Annotated in this window: 17 protein-coding genes; 9 read left to right on the plus strand and 8 right to left on the minus strand. The window is 72.7% G+C overall.

The annotated features are described in order from the left end of the window. Positions 1–131 precede the first annotated feature (131 nt). The 5 genes from ACZ4V1_RS30680 to ACZ4V1_RS30700 are packed head-to-tail and all read right to left on the minus strand — an operon-like array spanning position 132 to position 4,515. On the minus strand, positions 132–1,379 hold the full coding sequence (locus ACZ4V1_RS30680; protein WP_468342578.1) for a cytochrome P450: 1,248 nt from the start codon (positions 1,377–1,379) through the stop codon (positions 132–134). Further along, positions 1,376–1,981, minus strand: coding sequence for a GTP-binding protein (locus ACZ4V1_RS30685; protein ID WP_468342581.1), 606 nt, complete (start codon positions 1,979–1,981; stop codon positions 1,376–1,378). Before ACZ4V1_RS30685 ends, ACZ4V1_RS30680 begins: the two co-directional genes overlap by 4 nt. Beyond that, a complete protein-coding gene (locus ACZ4V1_RS30690) occupies positions 1,962–2,333 on the minus strand; it encodes a DUF742 domain-containing protein (RefSeq protein WP_468342584.1) in 372 nt (123 codons plus the stop codon). Before ACZ4V1_RS30690 ends, ACZ4V1_RS30685 begins: the two co-directional genes overlap by 20 nt. Next, entirely contained in the window at positions 2,330–2,740 is a 411-nt protein-coding gene (locus tag ACZ4V1_RS30695; RefSeq protein WP_019327713.1) for a roadblock/LC7 domain-containing protein, read from the minus strand. Before ACZ4V1_RS30695 ends, ACZ4V1_RS30690 begins: the two co-directional genes overlap by 4 nt. 5 nt (positions 2,741–2,745) lie before the next feature. After that, positions 2,746–4,515 carry a sensor histidine kinase gene (locus tag ACZ4V1_RS30700; protein ID WP_468342587.1) on the minus strand — a complete coding sequence of 590 codons (1,770 nt, stop codon included), beginning with the start codon at positions 4,513–4,515 and terminating at the stop codon, positions 2,746–2,748. A gap of 248 nt (positions 4,516–4,763) precedes the next feature. Between ACZ4V1_RS30700 and ACZ4V1_RS30705 the strand changes: the two genes are divergently transcribed. Together ACZ4V1_RS30705 and ACZ4V1_RS30710 are read left to right on the plus strand one after the other, a co-directional pair. Next, a complete protein-coding gene (locus ACZ4V1_RS30705; RefSeq protein WP_468342590.1) occupies positions 4,764–5,714 on the plus strand; it encodes an NADP-dependent oxidoreductase in 951 nt (316 codons plus the stop codon). 151 nt (positions 5,715–5,865) lie between these two features. Continuing rightward, entirely contained in the window at positions 5,866–6,252 is a 387-nt protein-coding gene (locus ACZ4V1_RS30710) for an anti-sigma factor antagonist (protein ID WP_468342593.1), read from the plus strand. Here ACZ4V1_RS30710 and ACZ4V1_RS30715 read toward each other — a convergent pair. Then, positions 6,218–7,171, minus strand: coding sequence for a ribose-phosphate diphosphokinase (locus ACZ4V1_RS30715; protein WP_468342596.1), 954 nt, complete (start codon positions 7,169–7,171; stop codon positions 6,218–6,220). The two genes, ACZ4V1_RS30710 and ACZ4V1_RS30715, sit on opposite strands and share 35 nt — an antisense overlap. Positions 7,172–7,363: 192 nt before the next feature. On the opposite strand from ACZ4V1_RS30715, the gene otr(A) reads away from it, so the two are divergent. From otr(A) to ACZ4V1_RS30735, 4 genes are all read left to right on the plus strand, one after another. Beyond that, positions 7,364–9,277, plus strand: coding sequence for a tetracycline resistance ribosomal protection protein Otr(A) (otr(A), locus tag ACZ4V1_RS30720; RefSeq protein ID WP_468342599.1), 1,914 nt, complete (start codon positions 7,364–7,366; stop codon positions 9,275–9,277). 108 nt (positions 9,278–9,385) lie between these two features. Beyond that, positions 9,386–10,048 (plus strand): DUF4230 domain-containing protein, encoded by a 663-nt coding sequence (locus tag ACZ4V1_RS30725; protein WP_468342602.1) that lies wholly within the window; start codon positions 9,386–9,388, stop codon positions 10,046–10,048. Positions 10,049–10,135: 87 nt separating this feature from the next. Continuing rightward, positions 10,136–10,675: a VanZ family protein gene (locus ACZ4V1_RS30730; RefSeq protein WP_468342605.1), complete on the plus strand. Its 540-nt coding sequence runs from the start codon at positions 10,136–10,138 to the stop codon at positions 10,673–10,675. 133 nt (positions 10,676–10,808) lie between these two features. After that, a complete protein-coding gene (locus ACZ4V1_RS30735; protein WP_468342608.1) occupies positions 10,809–12,056 on the plus strand; it encodes a ricin-type beta-trefoil lectin domain protein in 1,248 nt (415 codons plus the stop codon). 15 nt (positions 12,057–12,071) lie between these two features. On the opposite strand, the gene ACZ4V1_RS30740 is transcribed toward ACZ4V1_RS30735, so the two are convergent. Both ACZ4V1_RS30740 and ACZ4V1_RS30745 read right to left on the minus strand, forming a co-directional pair. After that, positions 12,072–12,308 (minus strand): hypothetical protein, encoded by a 237-nt coding sequence (locus ACZ4V1_RS30740; RefSeq protein ID WP_055421180.1) that lies wholly within the window; start codon positions 12,306–12,308, stop codon positions 12,072–12,074. 66 nt (positions 12,309–12,374) lie between these two features. Beyond that, complete coding sequence (locus ACZ4V1_RS30745; RefSeq protein WP_468342612.1) at positions 12,375–13,184, minus strand: SDR family oxidoreductase; 810 nt, start codon at positions 13,182–13,184, stop codon at positions 12,375–12,377. 206 nt (positions 13,185–13,390) lie between these two features. Between ACZ4V1_RS30745 and ACZ4V1_RS30750 the strand changes: the two genes are divergently transcribed. The 3 genes from ACZ4V1_RS30750 to ACZ4V1_RS30760 all read left to right on the plus strand — a co-directional run bounded on the left by ACZ4V1_RS30750 (position 13,391) and on the right by ACZ4V1_RS30760 (position 16,376). Further along, positions 13,391–14,422 carry a PHP domain-containing protein gene (locus tag ACZ4V1_RS30750; protein ID WP_468342675.1) on the plus strand — a complete coding sequence of 344 codons (1,032 nt, stop codon included), beginning with the start codon at positions 13,391–13,393 and terminating at the stop codon, positions 14,420–14,422. A 45-nt stretch (positions 14,423–14,467) separates the two neighbouring features. After that, on the plus strand, positions 14,468–15,124 hold the full coding sequence (locus ACZ4V1_RS30755; protein WP_468342615.1) for an HAD family hydrolase: 657 nt from the start codon (positions 14,468–14,470) through the stop codon (positions 15,122–15,124). 61 nt (positions 15,125–15,185) lie between these two features. Continuing rightward, positions 15,186–16,376, plus strand: coding sequence for an FUSC family protein (locus tag ACZ4V1_RS30760; RefSeq protein WP_468342618.1), 1,191 nt, complete (start codon positions 15,186–15,188; stop codon positions 16,374–16,376). Positions 16,377–16,574: the final 198 nt, after the last annotated feature.

Raw genomic sequence — 16,574 nt, forward strand, 5'->3', positions numbered from 1 at the left:
GGTGTCGGGTTGGCGGGGGGGAAGGGGTTGAGAGGGGGGGTGGTGGCCCCTGGTCTTACGGGGGGCAACCAGGGCCCCCCCCTCGGGGGGGGGCCCCCCCCCCCCCCCCCCGGCACGTACTCCGCGCGGCGCTAGACGGCGAACTCCACCGGCAGGCTGTCCAGCCGTGACTCCCAGGTGGAGGCCGTGGAGGTGAGCTCGGCCGCGGGGACCGCCAGGCGGAGCCCCGGCAGACGGTGCAGCAGGACGTCGACGGCCGTCTCGATGATGGCCTGGCCGATGTTCTGCCCCGGGCACTCGTGGGGGCCGGCGCTGAAGGCGAGGTGTGAGGCGTTGCCCTGGACCGAGACGGCGGTGTCGGGCCGGATCTCGGGGTCGTGGTTGCCCGCCGCGAGGCCCAGTACGAGCAGGTCGCCCTCCTTGACCGGGCAGCCGCCGAGTTCCAGGTCGGCGGTGGCGAACCGGCCCGGCAGCACGGCGAGCGGCGGGGAGTTCCACATCACCTCCTCCACGAGTGTGGACAGGTTCAGCTGACCGCTCACCAGGCCGGAGAGCCAGGAGGTGTCGGTGAGGAGGAGCTGGAGCGCCCGGGCCAGCAGATTGCTGGTCGTGGTGTGGGCGGTGATCAGCACCAGGCGCAGGTGGTTGACGATCTCGTCCTCGTCGAGGCCGGAGTGGTGCCCGATGAGGCCGGAGGTGAAGTCGGATCCGGGCTCCTGGCGCTTGCGCGCGGCGAGTTCGCCCAGGATGCCCATGATGCGCTCGTTGTGCGTGAGGGCGTCCGCACCCCCCTTGATCACCTGCTTGCTGGACTCGGCGAGGTTGCGCCCCTCCCGCTCGGCGAGTCCGAAGACGCGGGTGAGGACCAGCATGGGCAGGTACTCGGCGAAATCGGCCACCAGGTCGGCGCGGCCCGCGTCGGCGAACGCGTCGATCTGCTTGTTGGCGAAGTGTGTGGCGTGCCGGCGGATACCCCGGCCGGCCACGGCGTACAGGTTGTCGGTGACCGCCCCGCGCAGCCGGCGGTGCGGTTCGCCGTCCTGGGAGACGCAGTCGGGGCGCCAGCCGACCATCTGCATCAGCGGGGACGTCGCCTCGACCCGGCCGTCCCGGAAGTCCCGCCAGATCCGCGAGTCGCGGCTGAACTGAAGGGGGTTGTCCAGCACCCGCCGGTTCTCCCGGTACCCGAGCACCAGCCAGGCGGGGACGTCGCCCTCCAGCAGCACCGGTGCGACGCTGCCGTACTCCTTGCGGAGCCGCGTGTAGATGTCGTGCGGGTCGGTGGCCGCCCCGGGGCCGTAGAGGCGGGTGACGTCCTCGCCGTGGGCGACGGGGCAGCCGCCGCCGGTGGGGCCGGACGGGGTCTGGTCGTCGTTCATCGGGGCTCCAGGGCGGCGGCCGAGCGGTCCTTCAGGTGCCGAATCAGGGTGACGAGCACGTCGCGGCTGGCGGTGCGGTCGCGGGCGTCGAAGGCGACGACCGGCGTGTGCGGGGGGATGTCGAGGGCGTCCCGGATCTCCTCGACCGGGTAGTCACGGGAGTCGGGGAAGACGTTGAGCGCGATGACGAAGGGGACCTTCTGCCGCTCCATCTCCTCGATCGCCCGGAAACTGGAGGCCAGCCGCCGGGTGTCCACCAGGACGACCGCGCCGAGCGCGCCCTTGAACAGGCCGTTCCACAGGAACCAGAACCTCTCCTGGCCCGGGGTGCCGAACAGGTAGAGCATCAGCGTGTCGTTGAGGCCGATCTTGCCGAAGTCCAGGCTGACGGTGGTCTGCGTCTTGTCGGCGACGCCGATGAGGTGGTCGACGCCGGCGCTGGCCTGCGTGAGTGTCTCCTCGGTGGTCAGCGGCTTGATGTCGCTGACGGAGCGGACCATGGTGGTCTTGCCCGTGCCGAAGCCGCCCGCGATCATCACCTTCACCGAGCGGGTGTCCCCGGACGTCGGTGACCCCGGTCGGTCAAAGCCTTTCAAGTCCACTGAGTACCTCCTCAAGGAGCGCGAGGTCGGGCCCGCGGCCGGCGTCGTGTGCCGGGATGGGATCACGGGCTTCGACGCGGCCTGCCTGGAGCAGGTCGGACAGCAGCACCGCGAGAATGTTGAAGGGCAGGTGGAGGTGGGCGCCGAGTTCGGCCACCGACAGCGGTTCGCGGCAGCGCCGGAGAATCTCCTCGTGCTCGTGCTGCATGCCCGGTGCGGGAACGGCTCGGGAGACGACGAGGGTCGCCACGTCGAGGGTCGACGCCGAACCGCCCGGCCCGCTGCGCCCTCCGGTGAGGACGTAGTAGCGCTCGAGACCGGACGGATCGGTCGGTCGGCGGGGTGCACTCATCCAGAGTGCTCCTCCTGGCGCGGAGTGGTGCCGAGGAGTTCACCCATCCTGCGGGCCAGGTCGCGCATCTGATGGCCGAGCAGCCCCTGGTCGAGGCCTTCGCGGGCGAGGACGCCCAGATACGTCTCCAGGCCCGCGCGGACGACGAAGAGGTGCCCGCCGTCCACTTCGATCATCGCCAGCCGCAGTTGCCCCGCGTGCTGCGGGAACTGCTCGGCGACCGGCTGGGCCAGCGCCTGCAGTCCGGCCACCACGGCGGCGAAACGGTCCACGTCGTCGGGGTCTTCGGCGCCGTAGGAGGTGATGGCCTTGCCGTCGCTGGAGGCCACGAGGGCGAAGCGGATCTCCTGGATGCTCTCCACAAGGTCGCGGAGCGCCCAGCTCACGTCGGTTCCCTGGTGCGTCATGGGGACTAGTCGCTCTCTTCAGTGCGGTGCTCGGTGGACGCGCCACCGGTGTTCGGGTCACGGACGTCGGCGGTCTCCGGTGGCGGGGAGGCCCCGGTCACCGCGCCGGGAACGCGCCCGGCGGTGGCGAACGCGGCAAGGCCGGCGAAGGAGGCGTCCGGCGGGACGGCGGGGACGGCGGGGACGGCGGGCGCGGCGGCCCGTTCGGCCGTATGGGTCCCGTCGGCGTGCCCGGCGGACCCGGCCGCCGGGACCTGCCCGGGGGCCGGGTCGCCGCGCCTGCTCCGGCGCCGGGGCAGCCCGCCCGGGGTGGTCTCCACGGCGCCGGTATCGCCGTCGGCGGGCGCCGGCGCCGCGGCGGCGGGGAACGCCGTGGCGCGTGGTGCCGTGGCAGCCGACGGTGCCTCCGGCGCCGTGGCGCCGGCGCTGGTGGCCGCCGGCAGCGGAGCGAAGTACTTGTGCGGTACAACGACTACGACAGACGTACCCAGCCACGGCGAGTCGGCGAACGTCACCCGGATGCCGTAGCGGCGGGCGAGGGCGCCGACGACACGCAGACCGATGTTGGCGTCCTCCGAGATACCGCCGAGGCCCGGGCCGGGCGAGGTGCCCGCGAGGGCGTGTTCGGCCTCGCGCTTCTTCTCCTCGCTCAGTCCCTTGCCGGAGTCCTGGATCTCGATGCCGACACCGTTGGGGACCTCCTTGCCGGAGACGACCACCGGCTCGGTGGGCGGCGAGTAGCGCGCGGCGTTGTCCAGCAGGTGGGCGAAGACCAGCGTGAGGTGGTCCACCAGGCCGCCGTCGACGCCCAGTTCGGGCAGATGACGCAGCTGGACCCGGTGGAAGTCCTTGATTCGGCCGATGCCGCCGCGCATCACGCTCAGCAGGCGCTGCGGCTCCTGCCACTGCCGTCCCGGGCGGTCGGAGCCGCCGAGCACACCGATGCTGGCGGCGAGGCAGTCGGCCGGGCCGATGGCCTGGTCGAGTTCCATCAGCCCCCGGGCGACGGCCGGCAGTCGTCCGTGCTCACCCTGCATCTCGTGCAGCCTGCCACGGAGTTTGCCGGTCAGGACGTGGATGCGGTTGCCCACGCCGATGACGGCCTGCTCGGCGGAGGTCGAGCGGTCGAACTCCGCCTCGACGCCGATCAGCGCGGTCCTGAGGACCTTGCGCAGTTCGGCCTGGAGGTCGGCGCCGACCTTGGCGCACTGCTCGACGGTCGGCAGGATGTCGTCGATGGCATCCCCGGCGCGCAATCTGCGCATCGCGTCGGGCAACTGCTCGTCGGCGAGCCGGGAGACCGCGGCCAGCTGGTGGCCCAGCTGCTCCTGCCAGGCCTCGTTCTGCTCGGCGAGGCGAGTCTCGTACGTCGTGGCCTGCTCGGCCAGCCGGTCCTCGTAGGCCCGGTCGTGCTCCGACAGCCGCGCCTCGTGCGCCCGTGCCTGCTCGGTGAGCTGTGCGTCCAGTCCGGCGCGTTCGGCCGAGAACTTGCGCTCCAGGCCGGCCACGTGCTGCTGCCACTGCCGGGATTGCTCGGCCTGCGTGGCGCGGTGGGCGTCCTCGGTCCGGCGCAGTTGCGCCCGGGTGCGCAGGAGGAGGCGTACGCACACGGTGCCGGCGGCCGTCGCCACGACTCCGGCGACGGTGGCGGATATTCGTTCCGAGCTCATGAACGTGGCGGCTACCGTCCCGCCTCCCAGGCCCAGTGGCATCAGCCACCAGCTGTACCAGGCGACAGGGGCCCGCGCCGCCGGTGGCGGAGTGGCGAGTTCCATCTGCATCCTTCGAAGCAAAACGATCGAACGGGGGGGTGGGTGTGCAAGGGGGACCGCACTCATGGGTACGCATCGCGAGCCGACTCGTCGCGATCGTGTCAACTCGCGGCGCCGACACGGAGCTTATCGGCTGGGATGCCTAAAAGATCAATTCCACGGTCCTGCGGAAGTGAGGATTCCGTCACGGTCCGCCAGGGGGTGACCGCACTGTTTCGCCGACGTGGCGGAGCGGGGCAAGCTGGGTGACCATGAGCGACGTGAACACCATGCGAGCCATCAGCCAGGACGTCCTCGGCGGTCCCGAGGTCCTGAAGGAAGTACGGCCACAGCGCCCCGAGCCGCGCCCGAACGAGGTGCTGGTCAGGGTGCGTGCCGCCGGAGTGAACCCGACCGACTGGAAGCACCGGGCGAACGGCGGCTTCCTCGGCGATCCGCCCTTCGTGCTGGGCTGGGACGTCTCGGGCGTGGTGGACGCGGTGGGGATCGGCGTCGCCGCCTTCCGGCCCGGTGACGAGGTGTTCGGCATGCTGTCCTACCCGTTCGGCCACGGCTCCCACGCGCAGTACGTCACCGCTCCCGCCCGCGCCTTCATCCACAAGCCGGCCGGAATCGACCACGTCCAGGCGGGCGCGCTCCCCCTGGTGTCGCTGACGGCGTGGCAGGCGCTGGTGGAGCGGGCGGACGTCCGGCCGGGTCAGCGGGTACTGGTCCATGCGGCGGCCGGCGGTGTCGGCCACGTGGCGGTGCAGATCGCCAAGGCCCGGGGCGCACACGTGATCGGCACCGCCAGCGCGGGCAAGCACGAGTTCCTGCGCTCCCTCGGGGCGGACGAGACGGTGGACTACCGGGAGACGGACTTCGCCGAGGCTGTGGGGGACGTCGACGTCGTCCTGGACACGATCGGTGGCGACACGTCCCTGCGGTCGCTGCGCGTGCTGCGGCCGGGCGGGGTGGTGGTGTCGATCCTGCCGGTCGGGTCGGACGAGTTCTACGAGGAGGCCGAGCGGCTGGGCGTGCGCGCGGTGCGGATGCTCGTGGACGCCGACCGGGCGGACATGCGGGAGATCGCCGCTCTGGTCGAGTCGGGGAAGCTGCGGGCCACGATCGCGCAGACGTTCCCGCTGGCCGACGCGGCGCAGGCGCACGCACTCGGCGAGACCGGCCGCACCACGGGGAAGCTGGTCCTCGTGGTCGACTGACCGCCGGGTGTGAGATTTCGATGACATATGTCAATCGAACATGCTCAAACTCGCTCGATCGGGGTAACTTTTCGAGCGGAGTAGGTAGTTGAGCGTAGGTAGTTGAGCGTAGGTAGTCGAGCCCCCGGAACAGGCTGGAGGCAAGGTCGTCGTGCGGCAGCAATCCCCGTCGCCCACCCGGCATCTGCACGTGCGCCGCGACCGGGGGTACACGGTGCTGGAGTTCCGGGGCGAGATCGACATCGCCTCGGCCGAGCGGATCGCCCCGCACCTGGACCGGGAGACGGAGCGCCCCGACGCCCTGGTCGTGCTCGACCTGAGCGGGGTCGGGTTCTTCGACTGCTCGGGACTGCGGCTGCTGTACCGGGCCCGTCACCGGGTGCTCGACCGGGGCGGGCAGGTGCACCTGGTGTGCACCCACCCGCTGACCCTGCGCATGCTGCGGATCACCGGCCTGGCACGGCTGCTGCCGCCGCGGCCGACCCTGGAGGAGGTACTCCGCGTCAGCGGGCCGGCGGGGCGTCGAACAGGGCGCTGACCGACTCGCCGTTGTGGATGCGGCGCACGGCCTCGGCGAGCGCCGGGGCGATGGAGAGGATCCGCAGCTTCTCCGTGTGGTCGTCGGCCGGCACCGGCACGGTGTTGGTGCACACGATCTCCAGCACGTCCGGCTGCTCGCTGAGCCGCTTGAGCGCCCCGGCCGCGAACAGCCCGTGCGTACAGGCGACCCGGATCGTGCGCGGGCCCGCCTCCCGCAGCCGGTCCAGCAGTTCCAGCACGGTGCTGCCCTTGGCGATCTCGTCGTCGAGCACGATGACGTCGCGCCCGGCGACATCCCCGATCACGGCGCTGATGCTGACCCGGTCGTCGGCGTACCGCTGCTTGGCACCGGCCGCGACCTGGGCGCCGAGCAACCGGGCGAACGCGGCGGCCTCCTTGGCGTTGCCCAGGTCCGGCGAGACGACCGTGGTGCGGGACAGGTCGTACTGGCGGAAGTGCGCGGCCAGCTCCCGCAGGGCGTGCAGATGGTCGACCGGGACCGAGAAGAAGCCGTGTACCTGCGGCGAGTGCAGGGTCATGGCGAGCACCCGGCTCGCGCCCGCCGCCACCAGCAGGTCCGCCACCAGACGCCCGCCCAGGGAGATGCGGGGCGCGTCCTTCTTGTCGGAGCGGGCGTAGGAGTAGTGCGGCATGACGACGGTGATGCGGCCGGCCGACGCCCCGCGGGCCGCGTCGCACATCAGCAGCAGCTCGACGAGGTGCTCCTGGACCGGCTTGACCAGCGGCTGTACCAGGAAGACGTCCCGCTCCCGGCAGTTGGCCTGGAGCTGCACCTCCAGGCAGTCGTTGGCGAACCGGCTGACCCGGGTGGGGCTCAGCGGGACGCCCAGATGCGCGCAGACCTCCTCGGCCAGCTCGGGATGGGCACTACCGCTGAACACGGCGATGTCTCGCACGGACCGCTCCTAGCATGATCCTGACCGGCCGGGGACCTCAGCTTACGGATATCCGGTTGCGGCGGCCCCGGGGGGTGGGGCCATGATGACGCCGTCCGTGTTTCCTCAGGTCAGGATCCCCTCGCATGCGCCGACTCCTCGACATCGCCCAGCGCCCCTTCCGGCCCACGGTCATCGAGGACTCGACCCCGCATGCACATCCCGAACACCCCGGGCACCCCGGGCACTCCGAACACCCCGACCACCCTGAACATCGGCATCCTGGCCCACGTCGACGCCGGTAAGACCAGCCTCACCGAACGGCTCCTGTTCGACCACGGCGCGATCGACCGGCTCGGCAGCGTCGACGCCGGCGACACCCGTACGGACGACGGCGGGATCGAGCGCCGCCGCGGCATCACCATCCGCTCCGCCGTCGCCGCCTTGAGCGTCGGCGACACCCAGGTCAACCTGATCGACACCCCGGGACACTCGGACTTCGTCGCCGAGGTCGAGCGCGCCCTGGAGGTCCTCGACGGTGCGGTGCTGCTGCTGTCCGCCGTGGAGGGGGTACAGGCGCGGACCCGCGTGCTGATGCGCACCCTGCGGCGGCTTCGGCTGCCCACGCTCATCTTCGTCAACAAGGTCGACCGGGCCGGGGCGCGCACCGAGGACCTGCTCACCGACGTCAAACGCCTGCTGACGCCGCACGTCGCACCGCTGACGCGGGTGACGGGTGCCGGCACCGCACACGCCCGCGTCGTGCGCCGTCCGCCGGACGAGCGGACCGCCGAGGCGCTCGCCGAGGTCGACCCGGACATCCTGACGGCACTGGTGGACGGCCCGGAGCCGACCGCCGGGGACCTCGCCGCCGCGCTCGCCGCCCGCACCGCCGACGGCACGTTCCACCCGCTGTACCACGGCTCCGCGCTCGGCGGCCAGGGCGTCGCGGAGCTGGTCGAGGGCCTGGTCCGGATGGTCCCGGCCGCCGCACCCGCCACGGTGGGCCCCGCGGCGCCGCGCGGCACGGTCTTCGCCGTACGCCCCGGCCCCGGCGGCGAGCGGACGGCGTATCTGCGCCTGTACGACGGTGAGGTGCGCCCGCGCCGGCGGCTGACGTTCCTGCGGCGCGAGTCCGACGGGCGGACCACCGAGGTCCCCGGTCGGGTGACGCGCCTGGACGTGGTGGGCGGGGCCGCGACGCTCACCGCGGGGAACATCGCCGCACTCACCGTTCCCGGCGGCCTGCGCGTCGGCGACCGGCTGGGCGACCTGACCGGGCGCGCCCCGCAGTTCGCACCGCCGACCCTCGAAACCCTGGTCCGGGCCCGGCATACCGAGCAGGCGGCGCCGCTGCGTTCCGCCCTGCTGGCGCTGGCCGACCAGGACCCGCTGCTGCACGCCCGCCCGGCGGCGTCGGGCGCCACCTCGCTGCTCCTGTACGGCGAGGTCCAGATGGAGGTGCTCGCGGCGACGCTGGCGGAGGAGTTCGGCATCGAGGCGGAGTTCGCGCCGGGCCGCGTGCGGTTCCTGGAGCGCCCGGCCGGCACCGGCGAGGCCGTGGAGGAGATGCCGTGGCTCGACCGCACCCGGTACTGGGCGACGATCGGGCTGCGGGTCGAGCCCGGGCCGCGCGGCTCGGGCGGGGTGTTCGCCTACGAGACGGAACTCGGCGCGCTTCCCCGTGCCTTCCACCAGGCCGTCGAGGAGACGGTCCACGCCACGCTGCTGACCGGCCTGACCGGCGCCGAGGTCACGGACTACCGGGTCACGCTGATCCGCTCCGGATTCAGCTCCCCGGTGAGCACCGCCGCCGACTTCCGCGGGCTGACCCCGATCGTGCTGCGCCGGGCCCTGCGGCGGGCGGGGACGCTGCTGTACGAGCCGTACCACGCCTTCGAGGCGGAGGTTCCGCCGGACGCGCTCGCCGCCGTGACGGGCCGGCTCGCCTCGCTGGGCGCGGACTTCACCGGCACGGCGGGCGGCGACCCCGCCTGGCTGATCACGGGCGAGCTGCCGGCCCGGCGAGTACGGGAGGCCGAGCTGCGGCTGCCCGGCCTCACGCGCGGGGAGGCGGTGTGGTCGTCCCGGCCGTCGCAGGACCGCCTGCTCAGGCCACCGCACTGAGCCGCCGCACGCGCCCGCCACGCGCCGGCCCGCTGCTCCCACCGCCAACTGCTCGGTCTGGCAGGGGAGATGAGGGGCATCCGGACAGTAGGAAGGAGGGCCGTCGCCATGACGACTCCCATCAGGAACCTCCCCCGGCGCATGCCCGGCTGGGCGAAGGCACTGAGCGCCGTCGTGCTCGTGCTCGTCGTGCTGTTCGCGGGGCTCCGGCTGAGTGTCCTACCGGGGCTGAAGGACCTGTTCGGCACCGAGACCCAGGACCGCTCGGGCCCTGCGCTGCTGGAGTCCGTCCAGGACATCAGCCGGTACGAGGCAGCCTCCGGCAACTTCCAGGTGGTGGTGGACCTGGAGAAGGACGCCAAGCTCCTGCCGGACGCGATCCGCGGCACCCGCACCCTGTACGTCGGGGCGGGCACCGTCGACGCCTTCGTCGACCTCGGCAAGGTGGCGGAGGACGACGTGACGGTCGACGGCGACCGCACGACGGCCACGCTCCGGCTGCCGCACGCGGCGCTCGGCGAGCCGGCCCTCGACCCCGACCGCTCCTACGCCGTGTCCAAGCAGCGCGGGCTCCTCGACCGCCTCGGCGACCTGTTCTCGGACAACCCGAACGGCGAACAGGCCGTGCAGAAACTCGCGGCGCGGCACATCGGCGACGCCGCGAAGGACAGCGAGCTGAAGGCGCGTGCCGAGAGCAACACCACGGCGATGCTCAGGGGGTTGCTGCACTCCCTCGGCTTCGAGGAGGTGCGGGTGACCTACGGGCCCTGAGAGCAGCCACCGCCCGGCACCCGCATCCTCGGCCGTTCGGCGGGTAACCGCACGGCCACGCGGGGAAGTTGACGACTGGAGGACCGAATGGCTCGTGCCGCCTCGAAGCCGCGCTCCCTACTGCGCCCCCGCACCGCCAAGGCCGACGAGGCCGACCGGAGCGAACGGCGCCCCGCCGCCCTGGCGTTGCGACTGCTGGCGATGGCCTGCGCCTTCGCCTTCATGGTGGCGTTCGCCGTCGTACTGGCACGGCTGACCCTGCACCCCTCCCCCGCGTCGGAGGCGCTGACGCACACCAACATGCACCCCGGCCGCTCGCTGAAGGCCTATCTGGACCAGCCGGCGCTGCGGGACGCCGTCAAGCAGATCGGCGGCAACATCCTGCTGGGTGTCCCGTTCGGCGTGCTGGTCCCGGTCGTCGCCCCGCGCACCCGCGGGCTGCTGCGGGTGCTGCTGCTCACCGCCGTCGTGATGCTGCTGGTGGAGTTCGCGCAGGGCGCCCTGGTCACCGGGCGGGCCTTCGACATCGACGACGTCATCCTGAACACCACGGGCGCGTTGGTCGGTTACCTGATCCTGGGGCGTCGGATGAGCCGCGCGGTGCACGCGCGTCGGCCCCGCGGCTGACCGCAGGGAACAGGTGGTCCGTACCAAGGTATTGACCACCACTTAGCTCACTACTTAAATCAAGAGACGACACCCCAACCCCCCACCTCGGTCGGCGTCCCCGTCCCCGGGACGCCGTACGGAAGGGAGAGCCGTGGCCCGTCCACGCCTGCTCCGCAGATGTCTCCTCGCCGCCGCCCTGTCCACCGGGCTGGCCGCGTCCCTGGTGACCGGCCCCGCCCAGGCGGAACCGGACACTCCCGGGGCGGCCGGCGCCTCGGCCGCCGCCGTGACGTTCTCCGACACCTTCGACGGGCCGGCCGGTGCGGCCGTCGACTCCTCGAAGTGGCAGACCGAGACCGGTGACAACGTCAACAACCACGAACGGCAGTACTACACCTCCGGCAACAGGAACGCGGCCCTGGACGGCCAGGGGAACCTGGTCATCACGGCCCGCAAGGAGAACCCGGCCAACTACCAGTGCTGGTACGGCACCTGCCAGTACACCTCGGCCCGGCTCAACACCTCCGGGAAGTTCACCGCGCAGTACGGGCACGTCGAGGCACGGATGAAGGTGCCGCGCGGGCAGGGCATGTGGCCCGCGTTCTGGATGCTCGGCACCCCGGTGAACTGGCCGGACTCCGGCGAGATCGACATCATGGAGAACGTCGGCTTCGAGCCCTCCACCGTCCACGGCACCATCCACGGTCCCGGCTACTCCGGCGCGGGCGGCATCGGCGCCGGCTACACCCTGCCGAACGGCCAGGCCTTCGCGGACGGCTTCCACACCTTCGCCGTCGACTGGGCGCCCGACTCGATCACCTGGTCGGTGGACGGGAACGTCTACCAGCGGCGCACCCCGGCCGACCTGGGCGGGAAGCAGTGGGTGTTCAACAGGCCGTACTTCCTGATCCTCAACCTAGCGGTCGGCGGCTACTGGCCCGGCGACCCGGACGGCTCCACGGTCTTCCCGCAGTCGCTGGTGGTGGACCACGTCTCGGTGACGACGAGCGACTCGTCGACCGGCGGCGCGATCACCGGCCTCGGCGGCAAGTGCGTGGACGTCGCCGCGGCGAACTCCGCCAACGGCACCCCCGTACAGCTCTACGACTGCAACGGCACCGCGGCCCAGCGGTGGACGGTGGGCTCCGACGGCACGATCCGGGCGCTCGGCAAATGCCTGGACGTCAACGCCGGCGGCACGGCGGACGGCACGGCCGTCCAACTGTGGGACTGCAACGGCAGCGCCGCCCAGCGGTGGGTCGTCACCGCGGCGCGCGACATCGTCAATCCGCAGGCGGACAAATGCCTCGACGCCGCAGGCAACAGCTCGGCCAACGGCACCCGGCTGCAGATCTGGACCTGCACGGGCGGCGCCAACCAGAAGTGGACGGTCGGCTGAGGCACCGGGACGCGCCTAGTGCGGCATCCAGGTGAACTTGTCCCCGCCCACCCAGCGGACCACGTCCGGGTCGTCCAGGTCGTGGACCGTGATACCGAAGGCAGCGGCGGCCTCCAGTACGTCGGTGACGGCCCTGGCCTCACCGACCACCTGGCCGTCGATCTCCACGATCCGGAACGGCGGCGTGCCCGGCTGCACCTTGAGCACGAGGATCCGCGGACTGCCGATGTGCGGGCTCTCGATTTCGGTCATGCCTAGAGGGTAGGCCGCAATCCGCCGTGGTGGCCGGGCGAGCGGGCCGGTGAGCGGCGCGCTCCCTCAGGGCCGCCGCCAGTCGTCGCCCGTCAGATGGGATCCGGCCATCGGACCCATCCGGAGCATGCCGCCGTCGACGCTCCAGGACGCGCCTGTGACGTACGAGGCGTCCGGCCCGGCGAGGAAGGCGATCACGGCGGCGACCTCGCGGGCGTCGCCGGGACGGCCCAGCGGCACGCCGGGACGGCGCTCGGTGTGCGGGTCGGTGTCCTCCTGGCCGGTCATGGGCGTGGCGATCTCGCCGGGCGCCACCGCGTTGACGGTGATGCCGTGCTCGGCGAGTTCGATCGCCATGACCTGGGTGAGCAGGCCGAGCCCGCCCTTGGCCGCGCAGTACGGGGCGGCGCCCACGCGGGGCTGGTGCTCGTGGACGGAGGTCACGTTGACGATCCGGCCGCCCTCCCCCTGCCGGATCATGCGCCGGGCGGCGTTCTGACCGCACAGGAACGGGCCGGCCAGGTCGACGTCCAGGACGTGCCGCAGGTCGTCCAGGCCCAGGTCGAGGAAGGGCGTGGCGGTGCCGGTACCGGCGTTGTTGACCAGGACGTCGATCCGGCCGAGCCGCTCGCACAGCTCGTCGACCGTGTCCGCGGCCTCGGGCAGCCGGGTCAGGTCCACCCGGGTGGTCTCGGCCCGGCGTCCCAGGGCACGGACCTCCTCGGCGGTCCGCTCGGCGCCCTTCTCGTCGGTGTGCCAGGTGATGCCGACGTCCATCCCCGCCTCGGCCAGGCGTACGGCGGTGGCGCGGCCGATGCCGGAGTCGGAACCGGTGATGACGGCCACCTTGGCGTCGGACGGGCTGGGGCTGGGCATGACGGCCTCCTCTTCGGCGCCCCTCTTCGGCGCTCCTCTTTCGCGCTCCTCGGCTCTGCCGCTCCTCGGCCCGCGGCTGCCCGGAGCGGGTCGCGGGGCATCGCAGTACCCGGGTGCGACACGTACAAACCGCTCGGCCCGTGGTGCGGGTTCCGGGGCGCTGGGGAACCCTGTACGTGCCGGACAGGCCGGAGCAGGAGGTGGCGATGGAGCCCGTCGAGGCGCTGGAGCGGATCGCGTTCCTTCTCGAGCGGTCCCAGGCGCCGACGTACCGCGTACGCGCTTTCCGCACCGCGGCCCGGGTGCTCGGTGAGCTGCCCGCCGGTGAGCTGCGCGAGCGGGCCGGGTCGCTTGAGTCGCTCAAGGGCGTCGGACCCAAGACGGCTCAGGTGGCGCGCGAGGCACTGGCCGGGCGGGTGCCCGACTACCTGGAGAAGCTGGAGGGTGAGGCCGGGGCCCCGCTCGCCCGGGGCGGTGAGCGGCTGCGGGAGCGGCTGCGCGGCGACTGCCATCTGCACTCCGACTGGTCCGACGGCGGCAGCCCGATCGAGGAGATGGGCCGGGCCGCGGCGGCCCTCGGCCACGAGTGGGCGGCGCTGACCGACCACTCGCCGCGGCTGACGGTGGCGCGCGGTCTGTCCCCCGAGCGGCTGCGCGAGCAGCTGGACGTGGTGGCGGCGCTGAACGAGACCTGGGCACCGTTCCGGCTGCTGACCGGCATCGAGTGCGACATCCTCGACGACGGCTCGCTGGACCAGGAACCGGAACTGCTGGAGCGGCTCGACGTGGTCGTGGTGTCGGTGCACTCCAAGCTGCGGATGGACGCCCGCGCGATGACCCGCCGCATGGTGGCCGCCGTACGTGATCCGCACGCGGACGTCCTCGGGCACTGCACGGGGCGGCTGGTGACCGGGCGGGGGCGGCCGGAGTCCCGGTTCGACGCGGACGAGGTGTTCGCCGCCTGCGCGGAGTCCGGCACGGCCGTGGAGATCAACAGCCGGCCGGAGCGGCTCGATCCGCCGCGTCGGCTGCTGCGCCGTGCGGTGGACGCGGGCGTGCTGTTCTCCGTCGACACCGACGCGCACGCGCCGGGCCAGCTGGACTGGCAGATCCACGGGTGCGCGCGGGCGGAGGAGTGCGGGGTGCCCGCGGAGCGCGTCGTCACCACGTGGTCCCTGGACGAGCTGCTGGCCTGGACCCGTCAGGGCCGTACACCGTCCGGAGTGGCGGGCGGCTGACGTGGTACCCACCGGGAGATCAACGGACCAGGAAGGGAACAGTGCATGGAACGGGCGGCCGTGTTCGACGTCGACGGAACCCTCGTCGACACCAATCACCTGCATGTGGCGACCTGGTGGGAGGCGTTCCGGCAGGCGGGTCACCGGGTGCCGATGCACGCCATCCACCGTGCCGTGGGCCTGGCCTCCACGGACCTCATCGGGCATCTGCTGGGAGCGGACCGGGACACGGACCAGGACGACCGGCTGAGCGCCGCCCACAAGGCGCTGTACGGGCAGTACTTCGACCGTCTGCCCGCGCTGCCGCACGCCGGCGAACTGCTGCGCCGCCTGGCGGGCGACGGCTGGAAGGTGGTCCTCGCCACCTCGGCGGGCGGCCCGGAGCTGGCGGCGCTGCGGCGGGCGATCGACGCGGACGACGCGATCGCCGCCACCGCGAGCGCCGACGACGTCGACGCGGGGAAGCCGGCGCCCGAGCCGGTGGAGCACGCCCTGGAACTCGCCGGGGTGCCGGCCGAGCGGGCGGTCTTCGTCGGCGACACCGTGTGGGACATGCGCGCGGGCAGCCGGGCCGGGGTGCGCTGCGTGGCGGTGCTCTGCGGCGGTCTGCCCCGTGCCGACCTGGTGGATGCGGGCGCCGACGCGGTCTACGCCGACCCGGCCGGCCTGCTGGCCTCGCTGAAGGAGAGCCCGTTCGCATGAGCCACCATGTCGTACCCCACTGCGAGGCGCGTCGGCCGGTCGCGCGGATATCCGGCACCGCATGACCGCTGTGACGAATACCGCCCGGGAGGTGTTCCGGGGCCGGCGGCCGCTGACCGCGGTGTGGCGGGAGGCGTGTGCCGTCGGACGGGCCGCCCGGGCGGCCTGGCAGGGCCCCGGGCGCGAGCGCGACCTGGTCGTGCAGTCGCTGAAGGCCGCGGGCGCCGCGCTGATCGCCTGGGCGGTGGCGGGCGTCTGGCTGGGCGATCCGATGGCGCTGATGGCGCCCTGGGTCGCGCTCGTCCTCGTACAGGCCACCGTCTACAGCTCGGTCCGGCAGGCAGTGCAGCAGTTCACGGCGATCTGCGTGGGGGCCCTGATGGCATCGGCGGCGCAGGCGCTCACGGACGACACCACGGGGGCGCTGGTGCTGTCCCTGCCGGTGCTGATGCTGATCGCGAACTGGACCCGCTTCGGCGGGCAGGGCATCTACACGGCCACCACCGCGGTATTCGTGCTGGCCTCCGGCACCGCGGTCTCGGCCTCCGCGGTCGGACACCGGGTGGGGCAGGCCGCGCTCGGCGCGGTCATCGGCGTCGCGGTCAACGCCTTCGTACTGCCGCCGATCCACCTGCGGGACGTACGCGAGAACCTCGCGGCGCTGGCCCGGGAGGCGGGGGACGTCCTGCACTCCCTGGCCGACGATCTGCGGAAGGCGGAGTGGGACGCGCAGACGGCGGCCGGCTGGTCGAGCGGCGCCGCGCGGCTGCAGCGGCGGCTGGCGGCCCTGGAGTCGGCCCGGTCGTGGAGCCAGGAGAGCCTGCGCCTGACCTACGGCCCGCTGCGCGCCCTGCGTCGCGCGCCCGCCCCCGTCCCGCCCGAGGAGGAGGACCAGCGGTGGAGTCGCGTCACGGGGAACATCACCGCACTGACCCGGACCCTGGCGGTGGCGGCCGACGAGCACCGGACGCCCGCCCCGCCCGAGGGCCCGGTGCTGGACCTGTACGCGCGGTTGCTGAAGCTGATCGGCGACTCCTGTCACGCCGAGGCCGGCATTCGTCTGGGCGAGAGCGCCGAGACCGGCCCGGAGGAGGCGACCGAGGCGACGATGGAGGAACTGCACCGGCGGCTCCAGGAGGGGCTGCGGGAGCACGCCGGGCAGGAGGCCGCCCGGACCGCGGTCCTGGGCACGCTGCTGCTGCAGGCCGAGAACCTGTGGGCCGAGATCGTGCCCGAGCCCCAGGAGCAGTGACACACATCACCGCAAAACGAGACAGACGGTGGAACACCGGCAGCCCGTCCCCCGTTGAAGAGGGCGTGGGTACGGACGGGACAGTGTCCCCGGGCCTCACCTATCGCCCACAGGGACGATCGTTCGGCTGAAGCCCTGTGGAGCCTTTCGCCGAGAGGCGACCGCCGTCCGTATCCACCTCGTACCGCCCCGATCGTG

The sequence above is a fragment of the Streptomyces sp. NPDC028991 genome, from assembly GCF_055564775.1.